This window comes from Brachybacterium tyrofermentans (genome assembly GCF_014897585.1).
GTDB lineage: Bacteria > Actinomycetota > Actinomycetes > Actinomycetales > Dermabacteraceae > Brachybacterium > Brachybacterium tyrofermentans.
On record NZ_JABUXW010000015.1, the window covers coordinates 91,242 to 108,171 of the forward strand.

At 71.5% G+C, this 16,930-nt stretch carries 15 protein-coding genes; 12 read left to right on the forward strand and 3 right to left on the reverse strand.

Translation table 11 applies throughout. The annotated features are described in order from the left end of the window. Window positions 1-77: 77 nt before the first annotated feature. Together INT49_RS12505 and INT49_RS12510 are read right to left on the reverse strand one after the other, a co-directional pair. Window positions 78-722, reverse strand: coding sequence for an NAD(P)-dependent oxidoreductase (locus INT49_RS12505; protein ID WP_193118076.1), 645 nt, complete (start codon window positions 720-722; stop codon window positions 78-80). Then, the gene (locus INT49_RS12510) at window positions 719-1,666 is read right to left on the reverse strand and encodes an EamA family transporter (RefSeq protein ID WP_193118077.1); all 948 of its coding nucleotides are present in this window, start codon (window positions 1,664-1,666) and stop codon (window positions 719-721) included. The genes INT49_RS12505 and INT49_RS12510 overlap by 4 nt, the downstream gene beginning before the upstream one ends. Before the next feature lie 70 nt (window positions 1,667-1,736). Here INT49_RS12510 and INT49_RS12515 point away from each other — a divergent pair, with 70 nt between their 5' ends. The 12 genes from INT49_RS12515 (at window position 1,737) to INT49_RS12570 (ending at window position 14,799) form a co-directional block, all read left to right on the forward strand. After that, window positions 1,737-2,255 carry a MarR family winged helix-turn-helix transcriptional regulator gene (locus tag INT49_RS12515; protein ID WP_193118078.1) on the forward strand — a complete coding sequence of 173 codons (519 nt, stop codon included), beginning with the start codon at window positions 1,737-1,739 and terminating at the stop codon, window positions 2,253-2,255. A 4-nt stretch (window positions 2,256-2,259) separates the two neighbouring features. Continuing rightward, window positions 2,260-3,162 (forward strand): SDR family NAD(P)-dependent oxidoreductase, encoded by a 903-nt coding sequence (locus tag INT49_RS12520; protein ID WP_193118079.1) that lies wholly within the window; start codon window positions 2,260-2,262, stop codon window positions 3,160-3,162. A 139-nt stretch (window positions 3,163-3,301) separates the two neighbouring features. Further along, on the forward strand, window positions 3,302-5,029 hold the full coding sequence (locus INT49_RS12525; protein ID WP_226850429.1) for an ABC transporter transmembrane domain-containing protein: 1,728 nt from the start codon (window positions 3,302-3,304) through the stop codon (window positions 5,027-5,029). Further along, window positions 5,026-6,816 carry an ABC transporter ATP-binding protein gene (locus INT49_RS12530; RefSeq protein WP_193118080.1) on the forward strand — a complete coding sequence of 597 codons (1,791 nt, stop codon included), beginning with the start codon at window positions 5,026-5,028 and terminating at the stop codon, window positions 6,814-6,816. Before INT49_RS12525 ends, INT49_RS12530 begins: the two co-directional genes overlap by 4 nt. 139 nt (window positions 6,817-6,955) lie before the next feature. Further along, window positions 6,956-7,270, forward strand: a complete 315-nt coding sequence (locus tag INT49_RS12535; protein ID WP_193118081.1) for a putative quinol monooxygenase — start codon at window positions 6,956-6,958, stop codon at window positions 7,268-7,270. A 262-nt stretch (window positions 7,271-7,532) separates the two neighbouring features. Continuing rightward, complete coding sequence (locus tag INT49_RS12540; protein ID WP_193118082.1) at window positions 7,533-8,429, forward strand: hypothetical protein; 897 nt, start codon at window positions 7,533-7,535, stop codon at window positions 8,427-8,429. Further along, entirely contained in the window at window positions 8,426-8,773 is a 348-nt protein-coding gene (locus tag INT49_RS12545) for a GntR family transcriptional regulator (RefSeq protein ID WP_193118083.1), read from the forward strand. Before INT49_RS12540 ends, INT49_RS12545 begins: the two co-directional genes overlap by 4 nt. A 123-nt stretch (window positions 8,774-8,896) precedes the next feature. Continuing rightward, window positions 8,897-9,709, forward strand: coding sequence for a DUF1684 domain-containing protein (locus INT49_RS12550; protein WP_193118084.1), 813 nt, complete (start codon window positions 8,897-8,899; stop codon window positions 9,707-9,709). Between the two features lie 54 nt (window positions 9,710-9,763). After that, on the forward strand, window positions 9,764-10,576 hold the full coding sequence (locus INT49_RS12555; RefSeq protein ID WP_226850432.1) for a TVP38/TMEM64 family protein: 813 nt from the start codon (window positions 9,764-9,766) through the stop codon (window positions 10,574-10,576). 256 nt (window positions 10,577-10,832) lie between these two features. Next, on the forward strand, window positions 10,833-13,091 hold the full coding sequence (locus INT49_RS12560; protein WP_193118085.1) for a PTS sugar transporter subunit IIA: 2,259 nt from the start codon (window positions 10,833-10,835) through the stop codon (window positions 13,089-13,091). A 4-nt stretch (window positions 13,092-13,095) separates the two neighbouring features. Next, window positions 13,096-14,241: a mannitol-1-phosphate 5-dehydrogenase gene (locus INT49_RS12565; protein WP_193118086.1), complete on the forward strand. Its 1,146-nt coding sequence runs from the start codon at window positions 13,096-13,098 to the stop codon at window positions 14,239-14,241. 285 nt (window positions 14,242-14,526) lie between these two features. Further along, complete coding sequence (locus tag INT49_RS12570; RefSeq protein WP_193118087.1) at window positions 14,527-14,799, forward strand: HPr family phosphocarrier protein; 273 nt, start codon at window positions 14,527-14,529, stop codon at window positions 14,797-14,799. 334 nt (window positions 14,800-15,133) lie between these two features. Here INT49_RS12570 and ptsP read toward each other — a convergent pair whose 3' ends face one another. After that, on the reverse strand, window positions 15,134-16,852 hold the full coding sequence (gene ptsP / locus INT49_RS12575; RefSeq protein ID WP_193118088.1) for a phosphoenolpyruvate--protein phosphotransferase: 1,719 nt from the start codon (window positions 16,850-16,852) through the stop codon (window positions 15,134-15,136). Between the last annotated feature and the right edge of the window lie 78 nt (window positions 16,853-16,930).

A 16,930-nucleotide genomic window follows, 5' to 3' on the forward strand; every position in this document is an offset into this window, starting at 1 on the left:
TCCTTCCACGTGATCAGGGGTTGCCCCATCCTGGCCCGCTCACGGACCTGCCGCCACCGCGTCCCGCGCGCCGCACCTCAGGTGCCGACGGCGATGACCCCGCGGAGCATGCGCGGCTCCTCGACCTCGTCGAGCACGGCGAGCGCGAAGTCCTCCATCGAGATGCGGGAGGTGCCGTCCGCAGCGATCACGAGGTCGGGGACGGACCCGTCACGCCCGAGGTGGAGGCGATAGGAGCCCTGGCCGAGGCCCGGCGTGCGGTCCGCGGCAGGCGCGAAGTCCGCCGCTGGCGCCAGGTAGGTCCAGGCACTCTCCCGACCGGCCGACTGCAGGATCTCGAGCTGGCGGGTGCTCGCGGCGGCGATCGGCCGGATCGTCGGGGGCACCCAGCGCGGGTCCTCGATCGCCGTCCGTCCGGTGCCGGGCACGCGCAGCGGCGAGGCGCCGCCCACGACCAGCAGGCGCGCGCCTGCCCGGGCCGTTCCGGTGGTGAGACCCGCGGTCACCGCGACCACGTCGGCCTCTCGCCCAAGCGCCGGCCGTGTCGCCGCGATGACGACGTCCATGCGCGCCGCGGCCGCGGCCACCGCTTCGGTGTCGGAGGCATCCACCCTCATCCCCGTCGTCCGAGACGCGATGGTGATCGCGTGGCCCCGCCGTTGCGCCTCGGCCGCGATGCGCGAGCCTGCCGCGCCGGTCCCCCCGATGATCAGGATCCTCATGCCGACCCCTCCCGTCGGCGCGACGTCCTCTGGGCGGCGACCACCGCGATCAGCGCGAGGGCGAAGCCACCCAGCTGGACGGCGGTGAGCTGCTCGCCGAGCACGAGGTATCCGAGCACGGCGGCGACCAGGGGCGAGAGCACCGGCAGGAAGGCGGCGCTCCCGGCCGGCATCCGACCCAGCCCCCGGAACCACAGCGCATAGGCGAGCAGCCCGCCCACGAGCGTCAGCCAGGCGTAACCCGCCACGGCCTGCGCGTCGAGCGCCGGCGGCGCACCTTCGACGGCCACGGCGAGCGGGAGGATCACCAGACCACCGGCCGTGAGCTGCCAGCCCGCGAAGGCGATCGGGCCGACGGGTGGGCGCCACTTCTTGGACAGCACGGTGCCCACCGCCATGGACGTCACGCCGCCCAGGCCGGCGAGGACCCCGAGCGGATCGAGCGCGGCGTCGGGCCCGAGCACCATGGCTGCGACCCCGAGGACGGCCATGATTCCCCAGGTCAGCCGTCGTGCGGTCGGTCGTTCCCGGAGCAGGACGGCGGCGAGCACCGCGACCAGCAGCGGCCCGGTGGCACCGAACACTCCCGCCACTCCCCCGGGCAGCAGGTAGGCGGCGAGGAACAGCAGCGGGAAGAAGGCGCCGATGTTGAGCGTCCCCAGGAGCAGGGAGCGCCACCACCAGTGACCGTGCGGGAGAGCGCGGCCGAGGGCGAGGGCGAGCAGCCCGGCGGGCAGCGCCCGCAGGACCCCGGACCACAGGGGATGGTCCGGGGGCAGCAGCTCGGTGGTGACGACATAGGTGGTGCCCCACGTGATCGGGGCGATCGCGGTCAGGGCGACGGTGAGTGCCGCAGGCGAGCCGGGCAACGGAACCGGCGGGACCCCGTGACCGCGCGGAGGCGAACCGTCGACCTTGAATCCTTCGACCTCTAACTGTTTCATGGTTGAGAATCTAGACGCCCGGTAGGCTTGCGTCAAACAGTTAGGCATCGAATATTCTGGAGGCGATGACATGGCCGACCGCGTGAGCGACTTCCTCGCCCAGTGGGCCTGGGAGCGCCCGGACATCGACGCGACCCCGATGGGGGTGATCGGCCGCCTCTCCCGCGTCGGGGAGATCGTCAGCCGCACCCTGCAGGCGACGTTCCAGGAATACGGCCTGCATCGCGGGGAGTTCGACACCCTCGCCACCCTGCGCCGCTCCGGGACGCCGTTCACGCTCACGCCCGGCGAGCTGGCCGCATCGAGCATGGTCACCGGCGCTGCGATGACCAACCGCCTGCAGCGCCTGGAGGACAAGGGCCTGCTCGAACGCACGATGGACCCCTCCAACCGCCGTCGCGTGCTCGTGCGCCTGACCGACGCCGGCCGGGAGCTGGTGGACGAGGTCGTGGTCCCGCACGCGCACGGCGAACAGGAGCTGCTGGACGCCCGCCTCAGCCGCGAGGAGCAGACTGCGCTGGCGGAGCTGCTGGAGCGGTTCCTGGAGAACTCGGGCGACGTCTCCGCCCACGACACGAGCAAGGACTGACCCCATGGAGCAGAGCACGACGAACTCCCCCGCCCCCACCCCGAGCCCGAGCCCGAGCCCGAGCCTCAGGACCATCGTCCTCACCGGTGCGTCCGACGGTATCGGCGCCGCCGCGGCCCGTCAGCTCGCAGGCCCGGGCATCCGACTGCTCCTCGTGGGCCGCTCGCCGGAGAAGACCGCGGCCGTCGCGCGAGACGTCAGCGCCGAGCACTTCGTCGCCGATTTCGCCCGCCTCGACGACGTGCGCCGCCTCGCGGAGGAGCTCTCGGAGGCGACGGCCGGGCACGGCATCGACGCGCTCGCCAACAATGCAGGCGGGATCTTCGGTGACCGCACCCCCACCGTCGACGGCTTCGAGAAGACCATGCAGGTCAACCATCTCGCCCCGTTCCTGCTCACCAACCTCCTGCTGCCGCGCCTGCTGGCCGGGAGCGCCGCGGTCGTGAACACCTCGAGCGTGGCGAACCGGCTCTTCGGGCACCTCGACGTCGAGGACCTCGACAACATGAAGCGCTACAGCCCGCGCAAGGCCTACGGGGACGCGAAGCTCGCGAACGTGCTGTTCACCCGCAGCCTGCATGCGAAGTTCCACGACCAGGGGATCTCCTCCGCGGCGTTCCACCCCGGGCTGGTGCGCACGAGCTTCTCCGCAGGTTCTCGCAGCCCGATGCGCTGGCTCTACCAGTCACCGCTGGCACGCCTCGCGCCGATGATCAGCCCCGAGCGGGGCGGAGCGACCCTGGCCTGGTTCCTCACCGGCACTCCGGGCTCGACCTGGACCTCGGGGCGCTACTACGACCAGGACCGGCCCACCATGGCCGTGAACCCACAGGCCGACGATCTCGAGCTCGCCGAGGCGCTGTGGCAGCGCAGCGCCGAGCTGGTGGGGCTGCCGCACACCGCCTGAGCGCGAGCCGCGCACGGCACCCAGTGCCGCGCCCCTCTCGGCGCCGGTGACCGCCCTCGCCCCCCCCCCTCCACCTCAGGTTAGGGTTGCCTTCATAGCGCCGGACCCGGCTGCGACGACTCTTCCTCTCGAAGGCCCCATGCCCACCTCACCCACCAGCGGCTCCCTGCTCCGGCGGGCCATCTGCCGCCGCCTGCGATTCGTCGTCCCGGGCCTGCTGCTGATGGCCACCTGGCAGCTCTGCGAGGCTCTCGTGCCGATCTCCATCGGGCTGATCGTGGACCACGCGATCGTGCCCCGGGACCGCGCCGCCCTGCTGCTCTCGATCGCCGGCCTCCTGCTGCTGTTCACGGTGCTCTCCTTCGCCTATCGCTTCGGGGCTCGACGGATGAACACGGCACTGCAGCTGGAGGCCCACGACCTGCGGGTCGAGGTGGCACGCCACGCACTGCTGAGCCGCGGCGCGCTCGATGGGCGCCGGCCGGGCGCGGTCCTGTCGCTCTCCTCGGCGGACGCCGACGTCGCCGCGATGATCTTCCGACAGCTCGCCTCCGGCGGCTCCGCGCTCATCGGTATCGCCGGCGCTTCCGCATACCTGCTGTGGGTCGATCTGCCGGTGGGCCTGGTCGTGATCCTCGGGGTCCCCCTCGCGCTCCTGGTCGTCGCCGGCCCCTCCCGGGCGATCTCCCGGCGCAGCGGTGATCAGCAGGCGGCGGTCGCCGAGGCCGGCGCGGTCGCGAGCGACACCATGGGCGGCCTGCGGATCCTCAAGGCCATCGGTGGTGAGCGCTGGGCCTCCCAGCGCTACCATCGCGCTTCCGCCGACGCGGCCGCCGCCGGGGTCCGCACGGCCGATGTCTCCGGTCGGGTCTCCGGCCTCGGCGCCCTCGGCGTCGGCGTGATCCTCGCAGGGGTGGTGCTCATGGCGGGCTGGCGCGTGACCACGGGCGACCTCAGCGTGGGCCAGCTGGTCTCGGTGATCGGCGTGGCCGTGTTCTTCTCCGAGCCGATCCAGACCCTCACCATGACGATGACCGTGTTCGCCCGCTCCCATGGCGCGGCCGGGAAGATCGCGGACTTTCTGGGCGGCGGTCGATCCGTCGAGCCGACGGGGCCGCTGCCCACCGGCTCCGCGGTCGCCGTCGACTCCCTGGACCTCGGGATCCACCACATGGTGGACCTGCGGATCAGCGACGGGGCGCTGTGCGTCCTGGACGTCTCGGAGCCCGCGGTGGCCCTCCGGCTCGCCCGGGCCCTCTCGGGCGGTGCGGGCGCGGATCGAATCCTCGTGGGCGACTCCCGCCGCGACGAGATCGCCCGCCCCTTGGCCGGGGCGATGATCAGCGCGCCGCATGCGGCGGATCTCTTCGCCGGCACGATCCGTTCGAACATCACGATGCTCCACGACCCGGGCACCCCGGTGCCCGGGTCGGTGCTCGCTGCCTCAGGTACAGCGGAGGTGCTCGGGGTGGTCTCCGGCGGCCTGGACCACGAGGTGCGTGAGGCGGGCAGCAACCTCTCCGGCGGCCAGCGCCAGCGGATCGCCCTGGCCCGTGCCCTGTACGCGGACCCGGAGGTGCTGGTGCTCGAGGACCCCACCAGTGCCGTCGACTCGGTGACCGAGTGGCAGATCGCGCGGGGCGTGCAGCGGGAGCGCGCCGGCCGCACCACCCTCGTGCTCACCTCCTCCCCGGCCTTCCGTGCTCTGGCCGACGAGATCCACGAGATCCACGCCGAGGGATCCGCCGATCCGGACCCGGATCCAGCGGCGGCGGCCTCGGCCGTGACTCGCGTCCCGACCCTGACGGGCCCTGACCGCGAGCAGGCCGGCGAGCAGGACCACGAGACCGCCGGGGGTGAGCGATGATCCTGCCCACCGCCTCCCGGCGGCGAGTCCTCGCGGCTCTTCGCCCCCTCCTGTCCGGCCGCCTCCTCCTGCTGCTCCTGATCGCCGTCGCCGGGTTCGTGACCGCGCTGGCCGGCCTCGTCGGCCCCTGGGTCGTGGGCGGGCTCGTGGACGCGCTGCGCGTCGAGACCTCGATGCGCCCGGTGGTCCAGGGCGCCGTCTGGATCCTTGTCGCCGGCATCGTGGGCGGTCTGGGCACCTGGTTGAGCCGCTGGTGGATGGGCGCGCTCGCGGAGCCGGCCGTCGCATCGCTCCGGGAGGACGTCCTGGACGCAGCCCTCGCCGTCGACTCCTCCGTGGTCGAGAGCGGAGGGCGCGGAGATCTCGTCTCCCGTGTCGCGGAGGATTCCCGCGTGGTCACCGAGGCCGCCTCGGCCATCCTGCCGATGTTCCTGCAGTCGCTCTTCGTGGTGGTGGTCTCCGCCGCGGGCATGACGGTGGTGGATTGGAGGCTGGGTCTCGTCGGCCTCGTCGCCGTCCCCATGTACGCGTTGACGCTGCGCTGGTACCTGCCCCGCTCCGGGCCGATCTACGCCCAGGAGCGGATCGCGTTCGGTGTGCGCTCGCAGCGCATGCTCGGCGGCATCGGCGGCGCCACCACCCTGCGGGCGTACGAGGCCGAACGGGTCGAGCTCGAGCGCATCGACGCCGCGTCGGCCCATGCGCGCACCCTGTCGATCGACGTGTTCCGCTTCCTCACCCGCGCCTTCTCGCGCAACAACCGGGCCGAGGCGGTGGTCCTCGCCGCCCTCCTGGTGGCCGGGTTCCTCCTGGTCGAGTCCGGTGGGCTGACGGCCGGCGGCGTCGCGACCGCAGCGCTGCTGTTCCACCGCCTGTTCAATCCGATCGGCGCACTGGTCGGCATGTTCGACGAGATCCAGTCCGCCGGCGCCTCGCTCGCACGGATGGTCGGCGTGATCGACCTGCCGTCGTCGTCGACACGATCAGCACGTGCGGCAGAACCAGTCGGCATCGCGGCGACGGCGGGCGCCCCGGCCCTCGAGACGCTGCCGCCGGAGGACGGCTCGCTGCTGCTGGACGACGTCGGGCACTCCTACGAGGTCGACCACCCCGTGCTCGCCGCGGTCGATCTGCGGATCGCGCCGGGCGAGGTGGTCGCCGTCGTAGGTGCCACCGGCGCCGGCAAATCGACGCTCGCCCAGATCGCCGCCGGCACCGTGCCGCCCACGACCGGGACCGTCCGTCTGGGAGCCGACGCCGTTCGCGACCTCTCCGCCCCTGCACTGCGACGACGGATCTCGATGGTCAGCCAGGAGGTGCACGTCTTCGCCGGCACCATCGCGGAGAACGTGCGCGTGCCCGCCCCGGAGGCCGACGACGGTGCCGTCCTCGCCGCCCTGAGCACCGTCGGGGCGCACCGCTGGGTGAGCAGTCTGCCCGACGGCACCGACACCGTGGTGGGCGACGGCGGGCAGCCGCTGACCGCCATGCAGGAGCAGATGCTGGCTCTCGCCCGCATCGTCCTGGCGGATCCGGAGTTCGTGGTCCTCGACGAGGCGACGGCGGAGGCCGGCTCCTCCGGCGCCCGAGATCTCGAGACCGCGGCACGCGGGGTGCTCACGGGCCGGGGCGGGCTCGTGGTCGCCCATCGCCTGTCCCAGGCCGTCACCGCCGACCGCGTGCTGGTGATGAAGGGCGGCAGGATCGTCGAATCAGGAACCCACGAGGAGCTCAGCCACGGCGACGGCCTCTACGCGACGCTCTGGGAGGCCTGGACCGCACGGTGAGGGCGATCCGCCGCGAGGCGTCGGCCCCACAACCGTCGCCGTCGCGGAGGTCGCCTTGCTGGGACGGGGTGGAGTCGAGCGGCTCGACCAGGCAGGATGGATGCTCAGGACCCCACCCCGATCAGCACCAGGAGCCCCCATGACCGCTGTCGTCGTCACCGCCATCTTCTACCCCAAGCCCGGCAAGAAGCAGAAGCTCGCGGACGCCATGCAGCGCGGCATCGCCGCCGTGCACACCGAGGAGGGCTGCGAGCTCTACTCCATCCACGACGCCGAGGACGGCACGATCACCATGATCGAGAAGTGGTCCTCCGTCGAGGCGCTCGACGCCCACGGTAACAGCGACCAGGTGAAGATCTTCCGCGCCGACGTCGCCGACCTCGTCGAGAAGCCGGGCCTGGTCACCCGCATGACCCCCATCCCCGCCGGCACGGAGGCCCAGGGCCTGCTCTGAGCGGACAGAGCTGCTGCACGACCAGCTCGACAGCGCGGCGGCCGACGGGACCATCCCGTCGGCCGCTTCTGTTTTTCAGCGGCCGCCACCAGGGTGACCATCGGTGCCGCTACAGCCAGCACAGCCACCACGCCGGCACCCCATCGAGGCCACCATCGAGACCGCCGCGGGCCGGTGGCGCTGACTTGCTCACCCTCGATAACGTACTAATCAGCTGATACGGTTTGTGTCACCTGACTGATACGGATCGAGGTTTCTTCCGATGTGGTTCCTGTACATCCCCCTCGTCGTGGGCGTGCTCGGCGCGGCGCTGCTGAGACTCGTCCTGCGGAGGAGGCTCCCCCGCCTCGCTCGGCCGGTCGGCCTCGTGACCGCTCTGGCTGCCGGCGCCTCGTCGCTGATCATGATCGTGTTCTCGACGTCCCCGTTGATCCCGATGTATGTCACCGACCTCCAGTCCTTCCCCTGGGACGTGTACGCCGCCGTGCGCTTCGTGCTGCCGCTGGCGCTCGGGGTCCTCACGGTGCTCCTGCTCGGACTCCCTGCGCGCGACCGTCGCTCCAACGGGGCCCAGCTGACGCGGCGCACCTGGACCTCGTTCCTGAGCGGGCCATGGATGGTGACCCTCGGGATCGTGCTCGCGCTCGTCGTCACCATCACCGTGGCCACCGGCCTGGTCTCGGAGCGTGATGAGGCCGGCCACTTCACGCGTTATGTCATCGAGCTGGGCAGCGGGGGCGCAGAGACCGACTTCTACGGTTGGCACTACTCCCTGGCGCCGATGATCACCCTGGTCATCCTGCTCGCGGCCACAGTGATGGCATGGGCGGGCATCGCCCGGCCGCCGCATCCGGAGGACGTCGAGCAGGACATCGCGCAGCGCCGCCTGCGGAGCACGAACGTCGCCCGCATCACGACCGGAGCGCTGCTGCTCCACCTCGCGTCGGTCCTCCGTCTCCTGAAGTCGACGTCCACGATGAGTCTCACCGTCGGTGCCGAATCGGGAGAGCACTTCTCCACGGGTTCGGCGTTCTCCGACCTGGCACCCTTCCTGGAATACGGTGCCCCGCTCCTCGCGGCGATCGGCCTGGGGCTCTGGGTCTACACCGCGCTGACGGCTCTCCCTCGGTCCGCGAGGACCTCTCGGGAGTCGGCATGATCATCGAGATCACCCCGGCCGGTGGGAGCCCGGCCGAGCAGATCCACGACCAGATCGCCGGGCTGATCACGACCGGCGCCCTCGCCCGTGGGGACCGCCTGCCCTCCGTCCGGCAGCTCGCCACCGATCTGCAGGTCGCCCCGGGCACCGTGGCGAAGGCCTACCGGGCGCTGGAGGCCAGCGGGCTGATCGTCTCCCGCGCCGGCTCCGGGTCCCGGGTGAGCGACCAGGCCTCCCCCGTCTCCCCCGCCGTCGCCCGCGCCGCGCGACGCCTCGCCTCGAGCTCGCGCGAGGACGGTCTCGACCTGGACGCCGCCATCCGGGTGCTCCGCGCCGTGTGGTGACACCGCGTGGTGACACCGCGAGCTCCCTGCCGACTGCTTTGTGTCCGCAGATCACGCGCCCCGTGCACGGCAGCCCCCTCCAGAGGCAGACTCGAGGCACACGCACCGAGCGAGGAGACGCCCATGAGCACCACCGCCCAGACCCCTGACAGCGCCACGACCACCTGGCAGGGCTTCCGCCGCCGTCGCGACGAGTCCCTGGCCGCTCCCCACGGCATCCTCGCCCAGGTGGGGATCCGGTGGATCGATCCTTCGGCCGGTCCTCAGCGCCTCGAGGGCGTGCCCGGCAGCTGGGAGATCGTGGACGATCGCGCTGTCGTCCACCTCGACGGCACGGATCTGACGGTGCTCGCCGAGGCCCCTGACGTCGAGGTCCACGAGGACGCCGACCGCACCACCGTGACCGTGACCGGCACCGGCGATGTGCGCCTGGCGAGCTACGGCGAGGACGTGAGGATCGACGTGATCCGTCGCGGTGGCCGGATCGGCCTGCGTCTGCTCGACCCGTCGGCCCCGCGCCTGACCGCCTTCGACGGCGTGCCCACCTTCGACTACGACCCGGCCCTCGTGCTGACCGGCACCTGGCGGCGCGAGACCACCACCGTGACGGTCGACTCCGCGATGCCGTGGCTGCAGCAGGAACTGCCCTCCCCCGGTGTGGCCACCCTCGAGATCGACGGCACGGCCGTGGACCTCGTGCTGACCGGGGAGTCGAGCATCCTGTTCACCGACGAGACCTCCGGGACAGACACCGCCGACTGGCGCCAGGTGAGCGCACAGCTCGACGACGACAAGGTGCGGGTGGATCTCAACTATTCCCTGAACTTCCCCTCGGCCTTCAGTGCCTGGGGCACCTGCCCCCGGCCGCCGGTGGGCAATCACCTGCCGCTCGCGGTGCGGGCCGGGGAGTCCCGGGTGGAGCCCACGGAGCGCTGAACGGCGGAAACGGCGGGAACTGCACGAACAGCGCCAGCACCTTAGGATCGCGGGATGCTCGAGAACTCCTCCGCGCGACCCGCGCAGCCCGCATCCGGCCCCGCTGAGCCCGGAGCCGATGCGACCGGAACTGCTGCGGCAGAGGCCGCTCCGACTGGAACTGCAGCAACCGGATCCGCCGATGACCGTTCGTCGGGCCGGGGCCGACGGGGCGGCGTGCCGTGGGGGTCCGTGCTGCGCAACGTGGCCCTCGTCGTCGCCGTGCTGGCCATGATCTGGCTCGCGCTGAACGTGCGCCTGCCATCGCTCGACGAGCTGCGCGCCGAGTTCGCCGAGCTCGGCGCCTGGGGTCCGCTCGCGTTCATCGGCCTCTACGCCGTCGTCGCGCTCACCCCGATCCCGGTGACGATCATGGCCGTGGCCGGCGGGATGCTCTTCGGGCTGCCGCTGGGCACAGTCCTGTCGATGATCGGCGTGGTGCTGGGCTGCTGGGGCGGCTACTGGATCGCCCGCGGCCTGGGGCGCGAGACGGTGATGAAGGGTCTCGGCTCGCATGCGGACATGGTCGAGGACCAGCTGGAGAACGGCGGCTTCTACGCCGTGTGCACGCTGCGCCTCATGCCCGGCATCCCGTACTGGCCGGTGAACTACGGCAGCGGCGCACTGGGCATCACGAGCCGCGACTTCCTCATCGCCACCGCCCTGTCCGCCCTGCCCGGCCAGATCTCCCTCATCGCGATCGGCTCCTTCCTCGCCAATCCCGGCATCGGCCACGGCATCGCCGTGGTGATCTCCTGGATCATCGTGATCATCCTGACCCTGATGTCCTACCGCCGCTGGCGGGCCACCCGCACCGCCGACGCCTGAGCGCCCCGTCCCCGTCGGCCGATCCCCCACTCCGATTCCTCGGCACGGACTCCTCGGCGCCACCTCGACGGATGCCGAGTCCCGGGGTGCCTGTTCCGGGCCGTCGCCAGGACTAGACTGCTCTCACGCCGCCGGAGCCCCTCCTCAGATCCATGCTCGGAGATCGCCCCGCCCGGCCGCAGTGCGCCAGTCGGCGCACGCCGTCGCCCTCCGGAGACCCCGGCCCGTGGTCCCCGGCCATCCCTGAGGACGTGTCATGACTACAAAGACCGAGGCCAAGCGCGGGTTCAGCCCGCGCGTGGCCCTGCAGAAGGTCGGCACCTCGCTGTCGAACATGGTGATGCCGAACATCCCGGCCCTGATCGCCTGGGGCATCCTCACCGCCTTCTTCATCGAGGACGGCTGGACGCCGAACGCTCCACTCGAGAGCGCCGTCGGCCCGATGATCCATTACCTGCTGCCGCTGCTGATCGCGAACACCGGCGGCCGCATGATCTACGAGGCGCGGGGCGCCGTGGTCGGCGTGATCGCGACCATGGGTGTGATCGCCGGTTCCGACTGGCTGATCGCCCAGGACAACGCCGCAGCTCTCGAGGAATGGCTCGCCAGCGGAAAGGCCGAAGCCGACTTCGCGGCGCTGCCCGAGGTGCACATGTTCATCGGCGCGATGATCATGGCGCCGCTCGCGGCCTGGATCATGAAGAAGCTCGATCGCCTGTGGCAGGACCACATCCCCGCCGGTTTCGAGATGCTCGTGAACATGTTCTCCGCCGGGATCTTCGGCTTCATCATGCTGGCGGCGGGCTTCTTCGGTCTCGCCCCGTTGGTGAACGCCCTGATGACTCTGCTGGCCAACGGGGTCGCCGCGCTGATCAATGCGCACCTCCTGCCGCTGGTCTCGATCCTCATCGAGCCCGCGAAGGTCTTCTTCCTCAACAACGCCATCAACCACGGTGTGCTGACCCCGCTGGGCATCGCCGACGCCGCCACCAACGGCAAGTCGGTGCTGTTCCTGCTCGAGTCGAACCCTGGACCGGGGGTCGGCATCCTGCTCGCCTACACGATCTTCGGTCGCGGCGCGGCACGCGCCTCCGCACCGGGCGCCGCGATCATCCAGTTCTTCGGCGGCATCCACGAGATATACTTCCCCTACGTGCTCATGAAGCCGATCCTCATCCTCGCCGCGGTCGGCGGCGGCATGTCCGGCGTGTTCGTGAACGTCCTCTTCAACACGGGGCTCAAGGCACCCGCCTCCCCGGGATCCATCCTCGCGATCTACGGGGTCGCCGCCCGCGACTCCTACCTGGGCATCACCCTCGCCGTGCTCGCCGCGGCCGGGGTGAGCTTCCTGCTCTCCACGCTGTTCCTGAAGATCGGCAAGCAGGACGACGGCGACATCGCCGCCGCCACCGCCAAGATGGAGGAGATGAAGGGCAAGAAGTCCTCCGTCGCCGGCGCCCTCACCGGCGCGGGTGCCGGGGCCGGAGCGGCGGCCGCCGCCGACGGCTCCGGCCACACCGGGCGCATCGACAAGATCGTCTTCGCCTGCGACGCCGGCATGGGCTCCTCCGCCATGGGCGCGACCGTGCTGCGCAAGAAGGTGCGCGCGGCCGGCTTCGACGACGTCGAGGTCACCAACAAGGCGATCTCCTCGCTGAACGACGAGTGGGACGTCGTCGTCACCCAGAAGGAGCTCACCGACCGGGCCCGCCAGCGCACCGGCTCCGCCGTGCACGTCAGCGTGGACCAGTTCATGAACTCCCCGCGCTATGACGAGGTCGTGGAGCTCGTGCACGAGCGCAACGATCCGAAGGCCGACGATGCCGCCGAGTCGGCCCCCGCAGAGACCACCGCCGACGCCGCTGGCGCCGGCACGGCCGGAGCGGGAACCGGAGCCGGAGCCACGGCTGCGGCTGCGGGGGCAGGAGCAGTCGGTGCCGGGGCGGGAGCCGCCGGAGCTGCAGCCACCGAGGGCCACGGCCGTCGAGCGGCGGAGCAGTCGCGGGAGGAGCAGGCAGGAGCCGCCGGCGCTTCGTCCGACGGAAGCGCCGCAACCGGCACGCCCGATGCCACGAATGCCTCTCCGGAGATCCTCTCCCCCGAGAGCATCGTCCTGACCGGCACCGCGACCGATTCCGCCTCCGGCATCGACGAGGCCGGGGCCCTGCTGGTGGGCGCCGGCGCCGTGGACCAGGGGTACGTCGACGCGATGCACGCCCGCGAGGCCACGGTCTCGACGTTCATGGGCAACGGCCTGGCCATCCCCCACGGCACCAACGATGCGAAGTCCACCATCAAGCGTTCGGCGATGTCGTTCGTGCGCTTCCCCGACGGCATCGAGTGGAACGGCAACCCCACGAAGTTCGTGATCGGGATCGCCGGGGTCGGCAACGAACACCTCGAGCTGCTCCAGAAGGTCGCCATGACCTTCTCCGATCCCGCCCAGGTCGAGCGCCTCGAGCAGGCCACCAGCGCCGAGGAGATCCTGGCGATCTTCGGCGACGAGAAGGAGTGATCGTATGACCAAGGCAGTGCATTTCGGCGCAGGGAACATCGGCCGCGGCTTCGTGGGACTGCTGCTCCACGAGGCCGGCTACGAGCTGGTGTTCGCGGACGTCGCCGACGCCCTGATCACCCAGCTGCAGGAGGCGGACTCCTACGAGGTCCGCACCGTCGGCCAGAACCCGACCCGGACTGTCGTCGACGGGTTCAGCGCGATCAACTCAACGAAGGACCCCGAGGGCCTGACCGAGCAGATCGCGTCGGCCGACGTCGTCACCACCGCCGTCGGCGCGCACATCCTGCGCTTCGTCGCACCGAACATCGCCGCCGGCATCGCGGCCCGCCCTGCCGGGGCCCCTCGCCTGGCCGTCATGGCCTGCGAGAACGCGATCAATGCGACCGATCTGCTGGAGCAGGAGATCCGCGCCAACTACCAGGGCGAAGATCTCGACGACAAGGCGCTGTTCTCCAACACCGCGGTAGACCGCATCGTGCCGGTGCAGGCCGAGGGCGCAGGCCTGGACGTCACCGTGGAGGACTTCTACGAGTGGGCCGTGGACCGCACGCCCTTCGCCGGCCAGGAGCTCGACGTCCCGGGCATCACCTGGGTGGACGACCTCGGCCCGTACATCGAGCGCAAGCTGTTCACGGTGAACACCGGCCACGCCACCACCGCCTGGCACGGCTGGGCCGCCGGCCATACGACGATCGCCGACGCGATCTCCGATGCCGCGGTGCACGGCCGAGTCACCTCGGTGCTCACGGAGACCTCCGCGCTGCTGGTCGCCAAGCACGGCTTCTCCGAGGAGGACATGGCCTCGTACCGCACGAAGGTGCTGGGCCGCTTCGCGAACACCGCCCTGCCGGACCCGGTCGAGCGGGTGGGGCGCGCGCCCCTGCGCAAGCTCTCCCGGAACGAGCGGATCATCAGCCCGGCCGCCGAGCTCGCCGAGCACGGGCTGGGATATCAGGGCCTGCTCGCCTCCTTCTCGGCGGCGCTCGCCTTCACCCCAGAGGGTGACGACGAGGTGGACCGGCTGCAGGAGATCCTACGCTCGCAGGACGCCGACGCCGCCACGGCCGAGATCACTGGCCTGGAGCCTTCGCACCCGCTGTTCGCCGCCGTGCGCGACGCCGTCGCCGCGAGGCAGTCGACCCTGTGAAAGTGGGTCGACGGGCGCCGCACTCGGCTCGCGTCGACCCTCCCCACACCGCCCTCAGGCCGTCCCGGCTCGGAGTGCGGCGAGGGGTGCAGCGCGCCGTCCCGCGAGGGCGCGATCGACGCACAGTGGGGACTCTTCCCACTCCCGAGCGATGGTCTGCCCGCTGGGCCCCAGGCTCACGGGACAGACCGGTATATTTCCAGAGGACACTGTAAGAACTCGGCGCGGAGACCGCGCCGCCCCACCGTCGCGAACCGCGCGGCGGCCCGTCGAAAGGCACACACCATGGCAGAGCGCACCGTCAAGATCGCCAGCGCCTCCGGGCTCCACGCGCGCCCCGCGGGCATCTTCGCGCAGGCCGCCGCCGAGCAGAGCGCGACCGTCACCATCGAGAAGTCCGGCGGCAATGCCGTGCAGGCCTCCAGCATGCTCATGCTCATGACCCTGGGCGCCGGTCACGGCGACGAGGTCACACTGCGTGCCGAGGGTGATGGGGCCGACGAGTCGGTCAACGCCCTGGCCGATCTCCTCGAGAAGGACCTCGACGCCGAGGACTGAGCCCTCCCCCGGGCACCGACCCGGTCCCGGGGTTGTGCCCTGGTCCCGGGTTCTTCCTCGGCGACAGGATTCTGCAGGCCTCAGGGCTCTGCCCCGGCCACAGTCCGCCCGATGACGCCCGCACCGCGGCCGCCACACCGGTCTGGCTCGTCGAAACCCTCGATATGCACCGTGGATGGTGTATATCGAGGGTTTCGGCGCTCCGGGGCCGTGTCGACGCGAGTCGGGCCACTATGGAAGCACCGAATCCCCGAGACCGTGCCGCTACGGACATGCTCTCGGGGATTCGGCGAGCACGCGCGAGAGGCACCCGCGCGTCTCCGGGGTCAGGCGCTCAGAGGCCCAGCTGGCCGAGGATCGGCAGGCCGGCGCGCACGACGTGGTTGGCGTCCTCCGCGGTGCGGGCGGCGACGGCCTTCGCGGCGAGCTCCTTGGCCTGCTCGAGCGTCACGGTCGAGAGCACCTTGGCGACGGCCGGCAGCGAGCGCGGGGTCATCGACAGGCTGTTCACGCCGAGGCCCACGAGCACGACCGCGAGGCCCGGGTCGCCGGCGGCCTCGCCGCACACGCCGACGGGCTTGTTGGCCTTCTCGCCGAACGCCTCGGGGTCTCCCCCGGCGACGCGGGCGCCGGCGCAGGTGGCCCCCACCAGCGCGAGCACGGCCGGCTGCCACGGGTTGTTCAGGTGAGCGAGGGAGCCCAGCTGGCGGTCCGCGGCCATCGTGTACTGGGTGAGGTCGTTGGTGCCGATGGACGCGAAGTCGCAGGCGGCCAGCTGACGGTCCGCGGTGATCGCGGCCGAGGGCGTCTCGACCATGATCCCGGCGGGCTCCAGGCCCCGCTCGCGGCACAGCGCTGCGAAGTCCTCGGTCTCGGTGACCGTCGAGATCATCGGGGCCATCACCCAGGGCGTGGCCTCGGACTGCTTCGCGGCGGCTGCGATCGCGTCGAGCTGGTTGGTCAGCACCGAGCGCTTCTCCCAGGAGGTGCGGTAGGCGCGCACGCCGAGCGCCGGGTTGGGCTCGTCGGCATCGGTGAGGAAGGGCAGCGGCTTGTCGGCTCCGGCGTCGATCGTGCGCACCACGACCTTCTTGCCGGCCATGTGCGCGAAGGCGGCGGAGTAGGCGGCCGTCTGCTCCTCGACGGACGGCTCGTCCTCGCGGTCCAGGAACAGGAACTCGGTGCGGAACAGGCCCACGCCGTCGGCGTTCGCAGCGGCGGCCTTCTCGGCGTCGGCCGCGTTGCCGATGTTGGCCAGCAGCTGCACGCGGGTGCCATCCTCCAGCACACCGCCGCCGCCCTCATAGGTCAGGGGATTCTTCTGCAGCTCGGTCCAGGCTTCGGCGAAACGGTGATGCTCCTCGGTGACCTCGTCGGTGATGGTGCCCAGGCCGGCGTCGACGAACACCTCGGTGCCGTCGGCGAACTCATGGATGCTCTTGGCGGCGACGATCGCGGGCAGGCCCAGCTGACGGGCCAGGATCGCGGTGTGCGACTGGGGGCCGCCGTCTGACGTGACCAGGGCGATCACGCGCTGCGGGTCGAGAGTGGCGGTATCCGCCGGGGCGAGGTCGATAGCGGTGAGGATGAAGGGCTCCTCGAGGCCGGGGATCCCGGGGGCCTGCTCACCGCGCAGCTCGGCGGCGATGCGGGCGCGCACGTCACGCACGTCGGTGGCTCGCTCGGCCATGTAGCCGCCGAGGCCCTCGAGCATCGTGGCGACCTGGTCTCCAGCCTCCCACACGGCGCGGGCCGGAGACTTGCCGCCGGAGAGCACGAAGCCCTGCGCGGTCTGCGTGAGCGAGGGGTCTGCGGCCATCTGCGCGGTGGCCTCGAGGATCTTCTTCCCGTCCCCGCTGGCGCGCTCGGCCAGGCGGACCAGCGCGGCCTGCACGGCGGCGGCCGCGGCCGGGATGCGCTCGGCCTCGACGGCGGGATCGGCACCCTCGGGCAGCTTCTCGGTCACGGGCGGCTCGGCGACCGGCGGCGCCATGGTGCGGATCGTGCCGACTACGCGGCCGGGGCTGACTGCAACACCTGTGTACTGGGCCATCGCTGATTCTCCTTGCGGATCCGGGGGCTGCGCCGCAGGAGCCGGACGGCCTGCCAGGCGACCCCTCCATGCTACGCG